At 52.7% G+C, this 16391-nt stretch carries 14 protein-coding genes; 5 read left to right on the top strand and 9 right to left on the bottom strand.

Annotation, left to right across the window (positions count from 1 at the left end):
* The first annotated feature begins 15 nt into the window (after positions 1 to 15).
* Positions 16 to 1299 (top strand): lipopolysaccharide biosynthesis protein, encoded by a 1284-nt coding sequence (locus AC07OI_RS16230; protein ID WP_495257930.1) that lies wholly within the window; start codon positions 16 to 18, stop codon positions 1297 to 1299.
* On the opposite strand, the gene AC07OI_RS16225 is transcribed toward AC07OI_RS16230, so the two are convergent.
* From AC07OI_RS16225 to AC07OI_RS16195, 7 genes are all read right to left on the bottom strand, one after another.
* A complete protein-coding gene (locus tag AC07OI_RS16225) occupies positions 1268 to 3223 on the bottom strand; it encodes an alpha/beta fold hydrolase (protein WP_495257929.1) in 1956 nt (651 codons plus the stop codon). The genes AC07OI_RS16230 and AC07OI_RS16225 overlap by 32 nt on opposite strands.
* Positions 3224 to 3233: 10 nt before the next feature.
* Positions 3234 to 5756 (bottom strand): glycoside hydrolase family 2 protein, encoded by a 2523-nt coding sequence (locus AC07OI_RS16220; RefSeq protein ID WP_495257928.1) that lies wholly within the window; start codon positions 5754 to 5756, stop codon positions 3234 to 3236.
* An 8-nt stretch (positions 5757 to 5764) separates the two neighbouring features.
* On the bottom strand, positions 5765 to 6751 hold the full coding sequence (locus AC07OI_RS16215; RefSeq protein ID WP_495257927.1) for a DUF1839 family protein: 987 nt from the start codon (positions 6749 to 6751) through the stop codon (positions 5765 to 5767).
* Positions 6748 to 7659 carry an amino acid--[acyl-carrier-protein] ligase gene (locus tag AC07OI_RS16210; protein WP_495257926.1) on the bottom strand — a complete coding sequence of 304 codons (912 nt, stop codon included), beginning with the start codon at positions 7657 to 7659 and terminating at the stop codon, positions 6748 to 6750. The genes AC07OI_RS16215 and AC07OI_RS16210 overlap by 4 nt, the downstream gene beginning before the upstream one ends.
* A gap of 11 nt (positions 7660 to 7670) precedes the next feature.
* Complete coding sequence (locus AC07OI_RS16205) at positions 7671 to 8846, bottom strand: acyl-CoA dehydrogenase family protein (protein WP_495257925.1); 1176 nt, start codon at positions 8844 to 8846, stop codon at positions 7671 to 7673.
* A 1-nt stretch (position 8847) separates the two neighbouring features.
* A complete protein-coding gene (locus AC07OI_RS16200; protein WP_492704696.1) occupies positions 8848 to 9087 on the bottom strand; it encodes an acyl carrier protein in 240 nt (79 codons plus the stop codon).
* A gap of 343 nt (positions 9088 to 9430) precedes the next feature.
* On the bottom strand, positions 9431 to 10639 hold the full coding sequence (locus tag AC07OI_RS16195) for an ABC transporter substrate-binding protein (RefSeq protein ID WP_495257924.1): 1209 nt from the start codon (positions 10637 to 10639) through the stop codon (positions 9431 to 9433).
* Positions 10640 to 10829: 190 nt separating this feature from the next.
* Here AC07OI_RS16195 and AC07OI_RS16190 point away from each other — a divergent pair, with 190 nt between their 5' ends.
* A complete protein-coding gene (locus tag AC07OI_RS16190; RefSeq protein ID WP_495257923.1) occupies positions 10830 to 11663 on the top strand; it encodes an SIR2 family NAD-dependent protein deacylase in 834 nt (277 codons plus the stop codon).
* 2 nt (positions 11664 to 11665) lie between these two features.
* Here AC07OI_RS16190 and AC07OI_RS16185 read toward each other — a convergent pair whose 3' ends face one another.
* Positions 11666 to 12838 carry an alpha-D-ribose 1-methylphosphonate 5-triphosphate diphosphatase gene (locus tag AC07OI_RS16185; protein ID WP_492704693.1) on the bottom strand — a complete coding sequence of 391 codons (1173 nt, stop codon included), beginning with the start codon at positions 12836 to 12838 and terminating at the stop codon, positions 11666 to 11668.
* A gap of 278 nt (positions 12839 to 13116) precedes the next feature.
* On the opposite strand from AC07OI_RS16185, the gene AC07OI_RS16180 reads away from it, so the two are divergent.
* Complete coding sequence (locus AC07OI_RS16180; protein WP_492704692.1) at positions 13117 to 14004, top strand: amino acid ABC transporter substrate-binding protein; 888 nt, start codon at positions 13117 to 13119, stop codon at positions 14002 to 14004.
* An 18-nt stretch (positions 14005 to 14022) separates the two neighbouring features.
* Positions 14023 to 14700 (top strand): DUF1045 domain-containing protein, encoded by a 678-nt coding sequence (locus tag AC07OI_RS16175; RefSeq protein WP_495257922.1) that lies wholly within the window; start codon positions 14023 to 14025, stop codon positions 14698 to 14700.
* 20 nt (positions 14701 to 14720) lie between these two features.
* Here AC07OI_RS16175 and AC07OI_RS16170 read toward each other — a convergent pair whose 3' ends face one another.
* The gene (locus tag AC07OI_RS16170) at positions 14721 to 15602 is read right to left on the bottom strand and encodes a LysR family transcriptional regulator (RefSeq protein WP_495257921.1); all 882 of its coding nucleotides are present in this window, start codon (positions 15600 to 15602) and stop codon (positions 14721 to 14723) included.
* A gap of 144 nt (positions 15603 to 15746) precedes the next feature.
* Here AC07OI_RS16170 and AC07OI_RS16165 point away from each other — a divergent pair, with 144 nt between their 5' ends.
* The gene (locus AC07OI_RS16165) at positions 15747 to 16391 is read left to right on the top strand and encodes an NAD(P)-dependent oxidoreductase (RefSeq protein ID WP_495257920.1); all 645 of its coding nucleotides are present in this window, start codon (positions 15747 to 15749) and stop codon (positions 16389 to 16391) included.

The raw sequence follows: 16391 nt of genomic DNA, 5'->3' as shown, positions 1-16391 counted from the left end.
ATCTCGTGCAAGCTCATGAGTTTTTATAAAAAATTTCTTTCTTCTTCCATATTATCGGTCATAGACCAGGGCATGCTAAGTGCCCTGAATTTTGTCATTGGCATTTTGCTCATGAATCTGGTGGCAAAAGATGACTATGGCCTGTATGGACAATTGTACGCCGGTGGTCTGCTGGTCGGCCTGATCGTCGATTCCTGGATAGCCGGGCCACTGACTACGGTTGCCCCCTCAGTACAAGGGGATACCCGCAAATCCCTGCTGCGTCATTACTGGTACAAGCAAGTAGTCTGGACCCTGGCGATGGGCTCACTGGCTTTCGTGATTGTAGAGTTTGTGCCAGCGGCGACGCATTACAGCAACAAAAGCTGGATACTGGGTGCCGTTTTTGCCACCTATCTGTTTGGCAATGGCATACGCGAATATGGCCGTACCGTCGGCTTCATCCAGTCCGACATCATTTCGGTACTGCGGCAAGACATTTTATATGTAAGCCTGGTCGCCATCGGCCTGGCCTACCTGTATTTCAGCAAGCATTTCGATCTGGTGACTGTATTTGTGCTGCTGGCAGCCTCCTCCTTCCTGTGTACACTGGCCAGCCGCCAGCATTTTCTGACACATACTTCCACCGACGTTGAAGCCCACGCGGAAGAAGAAATCCGCCAGGCCATCAACGCCCATCAGGAAACCATCGCCGGTCACGGGCGCTGGGCAGTGTCAGGGGTGATCGTCGGCTGGCTGTCGAACTACAGCTATGTGTATCTGTCCGGAGCCTGGCTGGGGGTCGCAGCGATTGCCGATTTGAATGCCTCGCGCCTGATGCTCATGCCGATACCGCTGGCAGTGGCCGCCTGGTCCAGGGTGGCCAGGCCAGAAGCCAGTCGCCTGATGGCAAAAAAAGACTGGCACGGGCTCAAGCGCCTGACCCTGTTTTCCATTGCTGGCATAGAACTGGTGGTGCTGGCCTATGTCGCCCTGCTCTTGTTTGCCCTGCCATGGCTGGAAAGCCATGTCATCAGCGCCAAGTACAGTGGGCTTGATCCCCTGGTCATGATGTGGGGGGCGTATTTCGCCATCAATGCTGCCCGCTGGGTAGGCACCTCCTGGTTATCCAGTGGTGGCGCTTACAAACAAATGTTTTTCCTCGGTAGCGTGACTCTCAGTATGGTGTTGCTGATTACTGCTTTCAGCATCCCGCGTATGGGGGCACAGGGAGCGATCCTGGCCCTGATCGTTGTTGAAATATTTGAACTGATCGTGGTCTGGCGTTTTATTTTGCCACGTCTGCAGAAACAGGCTTAGCTACATTGACTGCACTAGCTGCATTAGCAACGGCGTCAAAATGCTGAAGACGGGCAAGAGGTGCCGTGATGACAGGCATCTCCCCTGGCTGACGATGGCTGAAGCGATGCAGTAGATGTTTGCCGATGAAATCTACCAGCGCCAACTGTGACCAGCGTGGCGTAAAAGTATGATCCGCTCCACTAAAGAATTTCAGGCATATCCTTTCGCTTTGCCCTAACAATTTCGCATGCCTGCCAAATTGTTCTGTCATGACATCAACTGCTGTATCACTGGCTTCATAGATCAGTACCAGTTCCGTGCCACGCGCTTCCAGGTTCTTGAAATTACGTGCCACCTGTCCGAGGAAAAAATTATTATGCATCAGGTGGGTGCTTAACGATTGCCATTGCGTGCGCATGCGCTTGCCTATGCGGCGGAATAAATTGCCCCCTATCTGGCGGAAATCCACCTGCCCCTTGAGCACGCGCATCCAGGTATCACCTTTAGTCAGTGCATGCACGTAATAATGGGTGGATTTGATCGTGGCTTTTTTTCTGGCTTCTATGGTATCGCCTGCCCGCCAGCGATACGTCAGTTGATTCATCAAGACCAGGGCGCTGACGCGTTCATCCCTGAGCGCACTTAAATATGCCATGTAGGCACCGGAACACAGACCAGTCAATACAAAGGAGGGGCTATGGTATTTACCCTGCATGAAATACATGGCGCTACTCAGGTCATCCACGCTGGATGCCGCATGTACATCGTTTTCTTTATCCTCTGGTGTCGTCCTGCTATAGCCTATGCCCGACTTATCAAAGCGCAAAACATAAAACCCCTGGCTGGCCAGGCTACGTGCCAGTGTTACATATAAACGATGATTACCTACCCTGTGATTGGCGCCGATATTACACAAGACCACAGTTGGCAAGGCAAACACATTTGCGCCGGTCTGATGGCTGACGATGCCTGTCATGCCTTCAAATTCGACCAATTCTTCTTCCACTATCGTATTGGCAATGCGCAGGCTGGCAATATCATTCGTCACCGGCACATCCTTGCTGCTTACTTCTCGCAAAGGGAAATAGCGCGCCAGCCAGGACTGCATTTCTTGCCAGATTGCCGTCGGTACCTGCGTGTCATGTGCATCTTCACGCATCATGGCGGCATAGCCGGGCAAGTCTGATAATTGCAGCGCATGATCATGATGATGCCAGGCTTGCACCAGCTTTGCTTCCTGCCCTGTGATGTCATCACGCTGCTGCAAAAAGACGGGCATGGCAGGTGCAGGCAGCTTGCTTAAATCCAGCTTGCCCAGACTGCTACGGGTGGCAGCGGTAAATTCATAACCGGTCAATTCGTCATCGGTCGCCTGATGATTGGGATCGATAGTCTGATCAGGATCGACTTCTTTTTGCAGGGAACTCATACTGCGCAAGACCAGCATTTCACGGGCATAGGCACGCCCTGATATGACAGGTGCCATCAACATGAGGGCTTTGGCATCAATGCTGGCTGCCACTGTGCCTGCCAGCAAAGCACCCAGGCGCAAGCCGAACAGGGCAATATGCTCTACGTCGGCCATCAGGCGTAATTGTGTTGCAGCCTGACGTATATTTGTTTGCCACAGGGCGACTCTGTCCTTGTCAGTTCCGGCAACTTCGGCGACATCGGCAGCATCACCCGTATTGTTATAGTCAAAAAAACAGACATCAAAGCCGGCTTTTGCCAGATGCGTGGCCAGATGCTTATAGGCCAGATACGAGACCATGTATTCATGGCCAAAGGGTGGGCAGAGCACCACGCCGCAGCGACGGCTGCCCCCGGCATCACGGATGCGCGCAGGGTGATACCAGCCCAGCATGGGGCTGGCCGTATCGCCAAACCAGAAGGCTTGCGGTGTGTACAGAATATCTTTGCTTGGGTACTGTTGCGCTGCCAAATCTGCCCCGCTAAGTTACTACGCTAGTTGCTACGCTGCTTTCCACCGTCGCCCTGACACTGCCCTGCGCATTTTGTGCCTGCACATGGCCAGATCTGATGGACTTCACATGTATGACGGACAGTCGTACTTGCCTGCTGCTGCCGGGTGCCATATGAAAATAATTATCTTCAGGCAGCAGGCCGGGAATTTGTATGGAAACAGCCTGCGCCAGCTTTTGCGTACTCAGATGCAGCAGGTGATTACCATCAGCATCCTGGCTGCACAGTGCACGCAAACCCACATCCGCCTGCTGATCAAATTGATGACCAAGCGGGAAATGAAAATCTGTGGCAATGACCTGTGCCTGCCCTGGACTATACAAAACGGCCTGCACTACATCATGCCCGGCTGGCCCGAATCGATAGGCATAACTGGTATCAATGAAATGCGGTAAAAGCGCATAGTCCTGCACTTTGATTGCCGTGTGTGCGGCTACTTGCACGGCAATACGGCCATGCGCAACACGGGTTTCTGCATGACGGTAGAGATTCAGTTCCAGTTCACCATCAAATGCCTGTGGCCCGTCATTGATGACATGCAGAGCCAGGCCATTCAAGCCTTCGTCGGTGATGAACACGGTCAGCGCCGCCATGGTGCGCTTCAGATAATAATAGACCGCCTTGGGTTTGCCATGCGCGTCAAGAATGCCCCAGCCTGCGCCTGGCCGCAGATCCCGCCAGAACCAGATCAGTGCACCATGGCAGGCAGAGCCAGCACGCCGCCATTCAGCGATCGTTTTCGCCATGACTTCACCAGTCGTCGTGCGTGCCAGTGACAGGTAATGTTCACGGTCAGCATAACGCAGGCTGGCAGGATTTACTCTATACAGCTCCGTCATATAATGATCACGCACGTCTTCAAAATCCCAGCCGGTGCCATTGTCACGCGGTACGCCCAGTTTCCACGCTGGATGCGGGCCTGGTGTTTCGCCATTCTTGAGCATGCAGTCGATAAGATCATCGTCGGGCATATTCGAGAAACCCAGACATTCCGAGGTAAAGCGTATGGCGCTGCGGCGAGCATCGTCGAGTGGTCGCAGATAAGCACCGACACCAAAATAATGGGCAACACCATTATCGAGCTGGAAAGGCATGACGCCGCCGCTGGGGCTGGAGGGCCAATACTGTATGTCAGGTCTGTATTGCTGGCAAAGTCCGGGCAGGGTATGTCCAAAAAAATCATTACGCCAGAGTTCTGCCGGCTGACCCAGCATGGCAGCCTGTTGTTCCACTTCGCTATTGCCGCAAACAACGGCAATGCACGGAGAGTGCTGTGTACGCTGCAAGAATTGCAGCACTTCTGTCGTGATACTGGCGGCAAATGCGCCATCATTCACAGGGTAATCCATATTTGCAAACATGCAATCTTGCCAGACCAGGATACCAAGCTCATCACATAGCTGATAAAACTCCGTGGTCTCATACACCATGGTGCCAATCACACGCAGCATGTTCATGCCAGCATCGCGTGCCAGTGTCAGCATCTGGCGCAGGTCGGCGGCTTCATTTTGCAATGAAATTGCATCCGCTGGCGTCCAGCAGGCACCACGACAGAATACGGGAACATCATTCACATGCAAATTGAAATCGCCGTCTCTCTGATCCACCCGTATCTGACGGAAACCGGTATGACCAAGATCAATAGTCTGCGTATGCCCGGCAGACGCGATATGCAATTCCAGCGTATACAGCGCTGCATCACCATGCGTATGCGGCCACCATTTTTTGACTTCTGCGATGCGGCAGAGGCCAAGAATACGGTATTGATTTTCACCCAGGCTTTGCCAATTCAGTGCGAAGTCTTGCTCGCCAATCCTGATGGAACAAGAGGAGATGGCTTGCAGGCTTTGTATCGTCAATTCAACTTCCAGCACGCCATCAGCACCATCAAGTTTGCCACTGATGTTTTTACCGATGATGCGGAATTGGCTTTGTAATTCCAGCATGACGGGTCTATAAGGCCCCACCGGGGCCACCGGTGGTGACCAGCCCGGCATGCGGCCCAATAAACTGGTACGCATCCAGCGCAATTGCTGTTGCTCGACCAGACGGGTTTTCCAGCGCGGGCGCGGGCGGCGTTGCGCCAGTTGTGTGTTCATCGCCAGGAAGCGCAGGCTCAAGCGTCCCTTGCCACTGATGGCAAGCGCAGCCAGGTCAAGGCTGTGTGCGATAAACATGTTCTCGCTGCGCAAGATGAGGCTGTCATTCCAGTAAACTTCAGCATGCGTCGCCAGACCTTCGAAATGCAAACGAGCAGCATTGTCAGGCAATTCCAGTTCACAGAAATACCAGACATCGGCCTCATCAAAATTATCTTTGCCATATTCAAACTGCCCAGCCGCACGTAGTGCGCTGGCGACGGTGCCTGGCACTTGCGCTGGAATTTGTGCGAGTAATCCTGAGGACAAGCCAGAAGGCAAAATCGCACTACCGCCAGCCACTTGTACAGCTCGCCAATCAGCAGTCAGAGGAATGAGTATCCGGTCTGTCATGGATGCACTCACCGCCCAGCCAGGCTGTTATCAAGCGCTGCCATGCCTTGCTGCCAGTGCTTGGCCAGTTGTTCCACCAGCGGTGCCAGATCTACAGGCTTTTTCCCCATGACGGCTCTGGCGGTTTTCAGCAACAGGGTTTTAGTGACTTCGGAAATAGCATCAAATTCTGCCGCTGCCTGCTCAAACTGCAAGACCTGATGCTGTTGCAGCCAGCGCAGATAATGCGCACCCAGGCTAAAGCCTGCGCCCAGTTGACGCAGGCAGGCAAAGGCATAGGCATGATAGGCCGCCATACCCTCTTCTTTCAATTGCTCTACATCGCGAACAAATACCGGCAGGAACAGACTGACAGGATTACTGCGCGGGCGTCTGTCCAGGTATTTGCGCAAGAGCGGCAGAGAGATCGCCGCCAGTTCTGCATCTGTTTTTTTCTGCACATGATCGAGGCGCACAAACTCGGCAAACAGGGGCATGAAGTCAGGGTCGTGCGGCTTGCCTATCCTGAAGGTCTCGAGAAAATCTTCGCCCCGCAACTCATGGTAGCTGCTGTTATGAAAATAACCTAGCTTGCGCTGCTCAAGGTCGATTTCCTGTATGGCTATCGTGGTCTTGACGTGATTCGTGCGGTAGTCTGTGCCTGCCGTATCGGGTAGGTAAAATGAATCTGTTTCGGTCAGCACCAGACGGCCACGGCCAAGCTGGACTGTGGCATTGCTGAGCAAGCCACGCCAGACATTAAGTTCTTGCACATCGATGCCATACAGAGCAAACAAGTCTTCATGCGGTGGCTTGTAGAAAGTCCACTGGTCACCATCAAAATCATTGGCAAAGACCATCGGCAGGCATGCCAGCGGGTTCAAGCCTTGCGCATGCAAGACTTCTATCCAGACATCGATGTAGCAATTGGTTTCTGCCCAGGCGCGGTCAGCGCCATGCAGGGTATGCGGCAGATAGTCGCTGGCAATAATCGGCTTTAACGCGTGCAGACTCATGACCACAATACGTCGCGGGTGGTCTGAGGCCAGTTCTCTGGCTGCATGCCATGCGTCTTGAACAAGGCCATGACGATGCGTTCCAGGCCAAAGCCCAGACAGGCGGTATGCGCCAGCTCGCCGTTTTGCTGGTAAATATCAAACAGCTTGCCGAAATGATCCTGGTGATAATTGAAGGAACAAACCGCCGTCGGCTTGGCTTCGGATATCACTGGCACCAATACTTCAAACTTCAATTGCTGCTCACGCTGGTTGGCGGCCAGCATACGGCCACCGCGGCCAAAGAAAGGGTCAGAAGCAACGTCTGAATGCGCAGGCAAACCCAGGGACTTTAAGATATCGAGGCCGCGCTGTAACCAAATATCACGCCAGGCAACTACCATGTCAGGCGTACCGACACGGACAAATTCACGCACGCGAAAAGATTGCATACGGGTAGGCTCTGGCGAAGGCTCATTCCTGAATACCCAGTTTTGCATATCCACCAAACGTCCCTCGGCAGGAACAGTGCCAGTGAAGCTGGGGTAGACCGGATAGCAGGCAGCAGGCGTAAGACACACTGCTGTCATGGTTTGCAGATGCGTCCATGGGCGGCCTTCATGGACGTTTTCCATGAGTTCTTTATGCTGTGCTTCATTGCCAGTGAAGCTGAAGATGGTACCGGCCAGTTGCGGGAAAGAATCCAGGTATTCGCTGCGTTCCAGCACCTTGCGGTCCAGGCAAGGCGGGAAAGACATTTTGACCGCACCATCATTGGCGGCCACCCGGCTGACATAGTCATCAAAACGACGCAGCACATCTTCAAACACCGGACCACGGCCAAAAATGCCCTGCACGCCAACGGGGATGATATGACCGGCGGCGACCAGATCGTCGGTCAGGCCCTCAGGAGAAAAATCGATAGACATGGGTGTCCTTCCTAGTCGTCTTTAAGTACCAGCAGCAAATTGGCATTGGTAGCCAGGATGCGGTCATTGCCGACCATGATGGCGGCTGAATGTGCGTCCCGAAGGTGGCGGCTCATGCTGAACTTGCTGTCGTTTTTATAGCCAAGGATGCCGCAGATGGATAAAGCCTTGGTCACGATTTGCGGCAGGGCCTGGGTTGCATCTATCTTCAGGTTATTCATCTTCAGTGAATAGCCCATGGAAGTCAGTGTACCGACCGCAGCATCATCTGCTGCTGACAAGGTTTCATATTCAGTCAGGCAGGCTTGCACCGAAGTACGCATGCTTTGCATCATGCTGACCAGTTCTGCCAGACGCAGGGCTGTTGGTGGCACAACACCTGGATTGGCACGGGCCTGACCACGCACAAAAGCCCTGGCTTTGTTGACAGCAGCTGCGGCACATCCCATCCAGCAACCACCCCAGAGCAGATGCGATACCGGCACCACGGTTTGCGCCGACATGTCGCCAAATGGCACATCAATGATCTGCGCCACATCACCAGTGGAAGTCATGAGGAAGGGAGGGCTGCAAGTGCCACGCATGCCCATGGTGTCCCAGCCACCTTTTTGCTCCAGCGTGTAATCGGCCTTGCGCACCAGTATCAATGACTGATCACTGTGTGCGGCATCGGGATTGCGTCTGGCAGTCACCAGTAAATCATCGGCCTGTGCACCATAAGAAATCGTCGTCGCATCCTTGACCAGCTTGAAGCGCTGTCCATTCACTTCCACTGCACAATTACTACGGCGCATTTCACCACCGACACCAACTTCAGAAGTCACCGAAGCAATCAGATATTGATGTTCGACCAATTCGCGCAAATAATTCTGATACCAGGGATTATCCATGGCATGCCGGACTATGCTGATCACCTGTATCTGGTGCATGGCATAGATCATCGCTGTTGATGCGCATTCACGCGCCAGTGTTTCAACGATTTCCACCAGTTCACTCAGGCTCACTCCGGCACCACCGAGCGCCACAGGCACATAGGCACTCAGCAATTTCTCTCGCTTGAGCGCAGCCACAGCTTCGATGGGGAAGCGTGCTTCATGATCTACTGCATTGGCATGGGGCGCGGCAAATTCTTTGGCAACCAGGCTGGCTGCCAATATCATGGGAGAGGGAGTAGCTGAGGTATCCATATCATGCCGTCAATTCTTCTATCGCTGCGTGGATAGCATTGATGCTTTCAAACACGCTGCGTTTCAGCATACGGTCTGGGAATTCCAGATCAAAAGCATCTTCCAGGGCCAACATGACATTGACACTCGCATGCGATGTCATACCAGCTTCATACAAGTCAGCATCTTCGGCCAGGACATCAATGTTGGCAGAAAATTTACCATGCTCCTTCAGGACCTGACGTATCTGTTCTTTGCTCATAGTGGCCTTTCTTATCTTTTTTGGCAGACAAATTTTTATTCAAAAATAATTCGCAAACAGGTCGCAAATACATTTGAATGGCATGCCGGGTGCAGAGGAAAAAACCGCGGCTAACGCTCCACAACATGGCCTCAACAAGCGCACGCAAGCATGCCTTAAAGTTAACAGGATAGCTGAATGCCTATGAAATCGAAGTTAAATTTGGTTACGTTTTACTTGCCAAGAAGAAAGAAAATACGGGGAGCCCAGCGCTGAAAACCATCCGTCCCACCTGCATATGAAGGGTGGGACGGACAGATCAATTTGAAGTCAATATTTGAAGAAAAATTACAGGAAATCTGACTTATTTGGTGCGCAAGATCAGACTGTTATTAGCATCTTCCTTATACGCATAAGTGACCTTGCCACGCTTGATTTCTCCTATGAAAAGCATGTTACGTGCTACTGCCTCATGGTCCGTTTTTGAGAAGGGTTTTTTATAGCGTGAGATGACGGTGGATGTGGTGTCATATTTCATGTCTTCCAGCGCCAGTTTGATCTTTTCACCATCTGTGGTGTTAGCCTGCATGAGTGCCAAAGTCAGCATTCTGAGGGCATCATAGGTCTGTGCTGCCGACACCGCCGAGGGAATGGATTTAACATTATTTATGCGAAAGTAGTTGAGCACGAATTCATTGCTGCGGTTACTTGCATCATTTTCTATGAAAGTCACAGGCATGCGCGCGCCTTCGGCATTATTACCAGCGAGGTCAGCAAAGCTGCGTTGCGACAAGGTCCAGGAACCTGTCAGTGGCACATTGAATTTTAGCTTGCTCATGCCATTGGCAACCATGGCGGCTTCTGAGCTCAGGCAATACAGGATCACCACTTGTGCACCCGCCTGCTTGGCCTTGCTCAATTGCGCAGTCATATCCTGATCGCCGACTTTGAAACTCTCGACGGCGACGGGATTGAGTTTGCGGTTCTGCAATTCAGCCAGCAAATTTTCCTTGCCATAAGTGCCGTAAGGACTTTCATCATGCAGGATGGCGATTTGCGTCAGTTTGCGCTTGTCGATGACGTCTGCCAGGATCACTGAGGGCTGCAAATTATCGCTACCGGCCAGACGAAATACATAACTGTCAGGGATAGCTGGTGGCATGAATTGCTTGGTCACGGCAGCACCGGTGGCAGCACTGATGATCAGTGGTTTTTTACTTTCCTGGAAAACCTTGGCGGCCTGCAAAACCACGCCGGTATTGGCAAAGCCGATAACAGCGACGACCTTTTCTTTTTCCACCAGTTCTTTTGCCATGGCTGCACCGACTTCGGGCTTGGCCTGGTCGTCACGTTCGACCAGTTCTATGCGCCGCCCCATGACGCCACCGATCTGGTTGATGTCTTGCAAAAATACCCTGGCGCCCCCGCGTATGCTCTCCCCCATATCAGTGGAAGACTTACCGGTAAACGGACCTATGATACCTATGCGTATAGGCGCTTCGTCAGCATGGGAAGTCAGGGGTAAAGCCAGCGTCAGAAAAAGTCCGGCAATGAGTGCAGAAATAGTACGCATACCTTGGTCTCCAGGATGTAAATTATTATTTATTGGCAATAGTTTGCATCAGCTTAGCCTGTTCAGGCTGGGATTTTCACGCTTACTTACATTTTTATAGCAGACTTGCCTGAAATTATTATAAATGGCACAGTTATGCAGACCCGCATACAACATTGCCACTAATTTAAGGACGCCCCAAGGGCTGAACATGCATCCCGCCCATCTGATACATCAGGCAGCAGAGCTCATCAACCAGGCAGACAGCCTGGTGATTGCGGCTGGGGCAGGCATGGGCGTGGACTCTGGTTTGCCTGACTTTCGTGGCAGCGAAGGCTTTTGGAAAGCCTATCCGGCGCTAGGGCAGGAAGCCATCCCATTTTATGAAATAGCCAACCCGGCAGCTTTCCGTCGTCGCCCAAAGCAGGCATGGGGGTTTTATGGGCACAGGCTGGCGCTTTACCGCAAAATCCAGCCACATGCAGGTTTTGACATACTCAGGCAATGGGGCACATCCAAAACCCACGGCCTGAGTGTATATACCAGCAATGTAGACGGGCATTTTCAGCAAGCGGGTATAGACCCTGCGCTGATCCATGAATGCCATGGTTCCATCCATTATCTGCAGTGCCTGTTACCTTGTCGTGACAGTATCTGGCAGGCAGAACATTTCGAGCCTGAAGTCGATGAGATCAATTGCCAGCTCATGAATAGCGCGCCGACCTGCCCGCATTGCGGTGGCATGGCGAGGCCAAATATCCTGATGTTTGATGATGCAGACTGGAATTCTCAAAGACAGCAGCAACAGGCGGAACGTCAGGCGCAGTGGTTAAGCAAAGTCCGCCGCCCTTTGGTGATAGAACTGGGAGCGGGTACTGCCGTGCCCAGCGTACGCAATTTCAGCCAGCGCATGAATGCGCATTTCGGTGGTCACCTGCTGCGCATCAACCTGCGTGAGCCGCAAGTGCCCTATGCCCAGGACGTAGGGCTGGCCATGGGCGCACTAGAGGCGCTTGGTGCGATACAGGCCGTGCTGGAGAAATAAACTCAGACGATTTGCCTGCCGTCACGCCATGCTGCGATCACTACCGGCAACTTGTCGAGCATGCGCACGCGGATAAAATCTGCCTTCAGGCCTACTGCAATTTCACCCCTGTCATGCAAACCCAAGGCCCGGGCCGGTGCCTTGCTGACGGTGGCGATTGCCTTGGGCAAGTCATAGCCATCTTCCTGCAACATGAAGGCGGCCTGCAACAGGCTCGCTGGCACATAGTCAGAAGACAGGATGTCCAGCAAATCATGCCTGGCCAGTTCACTGGCCGAGACATTGCCAGAATGCGAGCCACCGCGCACGCGGTTGGGTGCGCCCATGACGATGGCCAGACCCTGCTGCCTCGCCATCTGCGCAGCCAGCAAGCTGGTCGGAAACTCAGAAATACTGACACCATCAGCTACGCCTTCATGCACATGCTCTGCAGTCGTATCATCATGCGAAGCCAGCGGGATAGGATGCGCGTGTTGCTGGCATTGTTGTATGACGAGCTGGCGGTTTGTCGCCACATGACGTTGCTGGCGTTCCAGCAAGATATCCAGCATCTTGTCGACTTTTTGTTCACTCCAGCCGCGCTTGCCTGTGACATAGACGCGGTAGTGCGCCAGGTCTGTCCACTGGCGCTGGCCAGGCGTATGGTCCATCAGCGATACCAGCTTCAGCCTCTCATCCTGCAGGAAGGGAGAGAAAAGGTGTAGCAGATCTGGCTCTGCCAACTCCAGGCGCATATGCAGGAAATGTTCGGCGCGTAATAAACCAGCCTGTTCTGCAGTGCGCAAGCCAGCGACACAGGGGTTCAGGGTTTGCATGCGCACACTATCAGGGTCAATATCACCCACCGCTATCGCATCCAGCACTGTGGTAATGCCAGCTGCAGCGATTTGCGCATCGTGTGCCAGTATGGCTGGCATGACTGGCCAGTGCACCTTGGGGCGCGGCATGAGGTGTTTTTCCAGATTATCGGTATGCACTTCAACCAGGCCGGGCAGTAAATAATCCCCCTGCCAGTCTTCACCTGCCAACCCGGCTGCTCCATCAGCCAGGTCGCTGATCTTGCCATGAGTGACGACCATGGAACCGGAAAACACACTGTCAGCGCTGACAATGCGGACGTTGCGTATTGTTAACAATGGCCTGGAATTTAAACTGGAGTCAGATGCGAAATTCATGTCAATGAAAAGCTGTGTGGATACCGCCACCTTAGCATGATTTTGCCAATGAGCCAGCAAGGCAAAGATACTGGCAAGCTTGCCAGTAACGCATGCCAAGAATATATCTTGTTAGCTTAAACATCACATTTGCGCAATATAATTTTACCTTTTTTACTAAATCTTGTTTAGCGGATGCGCTTCAATTTCATACATTGTCTTGTACCATGACTGTTAGAGTCGACTAGTAAAAAAGGCCTGATCTCACGATGTTAATCACAAAATAACGGGTGGAAAATATGATGCGAAAAGCAATTGGTGGCTTGACCGCCATGATGTGCCTGGCCCTGCCTCTACTGGCACAAGCTGGCGATACCTTAGGCAAAATACGCAAAACCCAGACCCTGGTGATAGGTATCCGTGAAACTGCACCATTTTCTTACACAGACGAAAACAAGCAGCCTCTCGGCTACTCTGTCGATCTCTGTATGAAAGTGGCAGATGCTATCAAAAAAGAACTGAAGATGCCGGCCATGAAGATACAGTTTTATTCTGTTGACTCTACCACCCGTTTCACTGCCCTGCTGGAAGACAAGATAGACCTGGAATGCGGCAGCACTACCAATAATGCTGAAAGACGCAAAAAAGTTGCGTTTACCATCCCGCATTTCTTTTCCAGCGTACGCGCCCTGGTCAAAGCAGACAGCGGTATCAAAAACTGGCCACAACTGCGCAATCGTACTGTGGTCACCACCAAGAGCACGACTACTGTCAAACTGCTCAATGACAGGAATGACACCAGCTCACTGAACATCAAACTGGTAGAAGGTAACAGCGACCAGGATTCATTCAAGATGGTGGAAGAAGGCAAGGCAGATGCCTTCCCCATGGATGATGTATTGCTGTACAGCCTGAGGGCAGAATCCAAGTCACCGGCATCTTTCGCCATCGTCGGCGACCCGTTGTCAATAGAGCCCTACTCCATCATGATGCGCAAGGATGATCCCGGCTTCAAGAAAATCGTCGATAACGAGATGCTCAGGCTCATTCATGAGAATGAAATCTACCGTATTTACGAAAAGTGGTTTACCAAACCAATACCCCCGAAGAACGTCAACATGAATATGTCCATGGGCTTCTTGCTCAGGGATTCCTTGCGCTTCCCTACGGACCAGGTTGCTGACTAATCTGCGGTAAAAATCGGCATGACAAGATATGCCCTGTACTTCGCCCCTGACGGTGAATGGTGGCAGCAAGGAAGTAACTGGCTTGGCCGCGATGCAGCCAGCGGCCAGTTACTGCCACAGCCAGCCATTGCCGGGCTGGATGCAGGCTTGCAAGGGCAACTGACCAGCGATGCGCGCCGCTATGGTTTTCATGCCACCCTGAAAGCACCTTTCCAGCTTGTTGATGGCCAGACTGAGGCTGACTTGCGTCTGGCCTTGCAAAAATTTTGCTCCCGGCAAACCCATATCCAGATACTGGCTCCACAGGTGCAATGGATGGGAAAATTTCTAGCCTTACGCCCGACTGGAGACCAGACTGCACTGAACGAATTTGCCTTTGCCTGTGTCAGTCATTTCGATGATTTCCGTGCCCCCATGAATCAGGTTGAACTGGCACGGCGCCAGAAAATGCCATTAAGCGTACGGCAAAATGAATTGCTGCTGGAATGGGGTTACCCTTATACAGCAGAAGAATTCCGCTTCCATATGACGCTGACTGACAGACTGGATGCAGGGGCAATTGCAGATAGCCTGCATGATGCCGCCATCCAGTATTTCAACTTATCAGAACCCTTAATCATCAACAGCATTGCCTTGTTTGTCGAACATCAGGCTGGTGCAGATTTTGAGTTGCTGGAGCGCATTTCGTTCCACTGAATCACTTAGCCCAGCACTCTTCAGGCTACATAATTGGCGACATGATCTGCGAGTAAAGCCAAAGCATGGCGTACCTTGGCCGGCTGTTCGTCACGGCGCGGAGTAATCGCATGCAAGACCATATCTGGCAGCTTCCAGTCAGGCAAGACCGGAGCCAGGTTGCCATTAGCCAGGGCTTTGTGATCATCTTCACTCACCGCGACACTGATACCCCAGCCTGCAAGACACAGTGCATGCAGGGCCGTGACTTGAGTTGCCCTTACCCTGACTGGCACCTTCACATCCGTAACGATCTTATCTGGCCCAGTCAAACGCAGGGCGCGCGTAGTAGCGCCACCCAACCAGACATGGTGCTCCAGATCCTGGGGATGTTGCGGCCAGCCATGCTCATTCAGGTAGGATGGTGCTGCACATAGCTGGGCAGGCATACTGCCCAGTTTGCGTGCCACCAGGCTGGAGTCTGGCAAATTACCCACCCGCAATGCAATGTCTATGCGCTCATCAATCAGGTCAACCAAGGCATCATCCACCAGCAGGCACAAACTCAGCTTGGGATATTTTTGCAATGGTGCCAAGGCTTGCGCCAGCATGCCACCAAAGCCTATGGGTGCAGCGATGCGCAATTCACCCTGCGGCTCATCCCTGTGGCGGGCCAGCGCCTGCTCGGCAGAACGGGCGGCAGCTACCATGGCGGCACAACCCTCAAAATAACGCGCACCTGCTTCTGTCAGCGTCAGTTTGCGCGTTGAACGATGCAACAAGGATAAACCAAGGTCAGATTCCAGCGCCCGCAAATGCTGGCTGACAGCAGATGGCGTCATGCCCAGCTTGCGGGCAGCGCTTGTCAGAGAGCCTGCCGTGACGACCTCGGCGAATAAGGCCATGCGCTTGTACTGTTCCATCTTCACTCCAGATAAACCTTCAATTTATTAGTACAGCTTCACAGTGTTAGTGATTTTTACTGTCTATTCAAGAAATCATTAAGCATTCAAACTATATCTCACAATCCAAGCACAATCACTATTACCTTCACAAAGGAGTTTCAAATGAAAATCGCATTAATTGGCGGCACCGGTTTTGTAGGCACACCCGTATTGACCGAACTGCTAAGCCGTGGACATGAAGTCACCGTGCTGGCACGTAACCCATCCAAAGTAGCAGCGCAAGCCGGTCTTACGGTGGTAAAGGCAGATGTTCTGGATGCCGCACAGGTCGCACACGCCGTGGCTGGACAAGATGCCGTGGTCAGCGCCTACAACCCGGGCTGGGGCGAAGCGCAAATCCATGATCTGTTCCTGCAGGGTACGCAAGCCATCTTTACTGGCATCAAGCAGGCAGGTGTCAAACGTCTGCTGGTGGTTGGTGGTGCTGGTAGCCTGTTCGTCGCACCTGGCGTGCAACTGGTGGATGTACCTGAATTCCCTGCCGAATACAAACAAGGCGCACTGGCAGCCAGGGAAGCCCTGAATCTGATCAAGGAAGAAGACACACTGGAATGGAGCTTCCTGTCGCCACCGATAGGTCTGGCACCTGGTGAGCGCAGCGGCCAATACCGGGTTGGTGCAGACAATCTGCTGCCCGGCGTTGGTGAGGCACCAGCGGGCATTTCTGTGCAGGATCTGGCTGTCGCTATCGTAGATGAACTGGAAACGCCCAAGCATATCCAGAAGCGCTTTACCGTTGCCAATTAA

It is taken from the genome of Undibacterium sp. GW821-FHT07F11 (genome assembly GCF_059418665.1).
The sequence above is the reverse complement of the archived record's forward strand: the minus strand, read 5'-3'. Positions and strand labels throughout refer to the sequence as shown.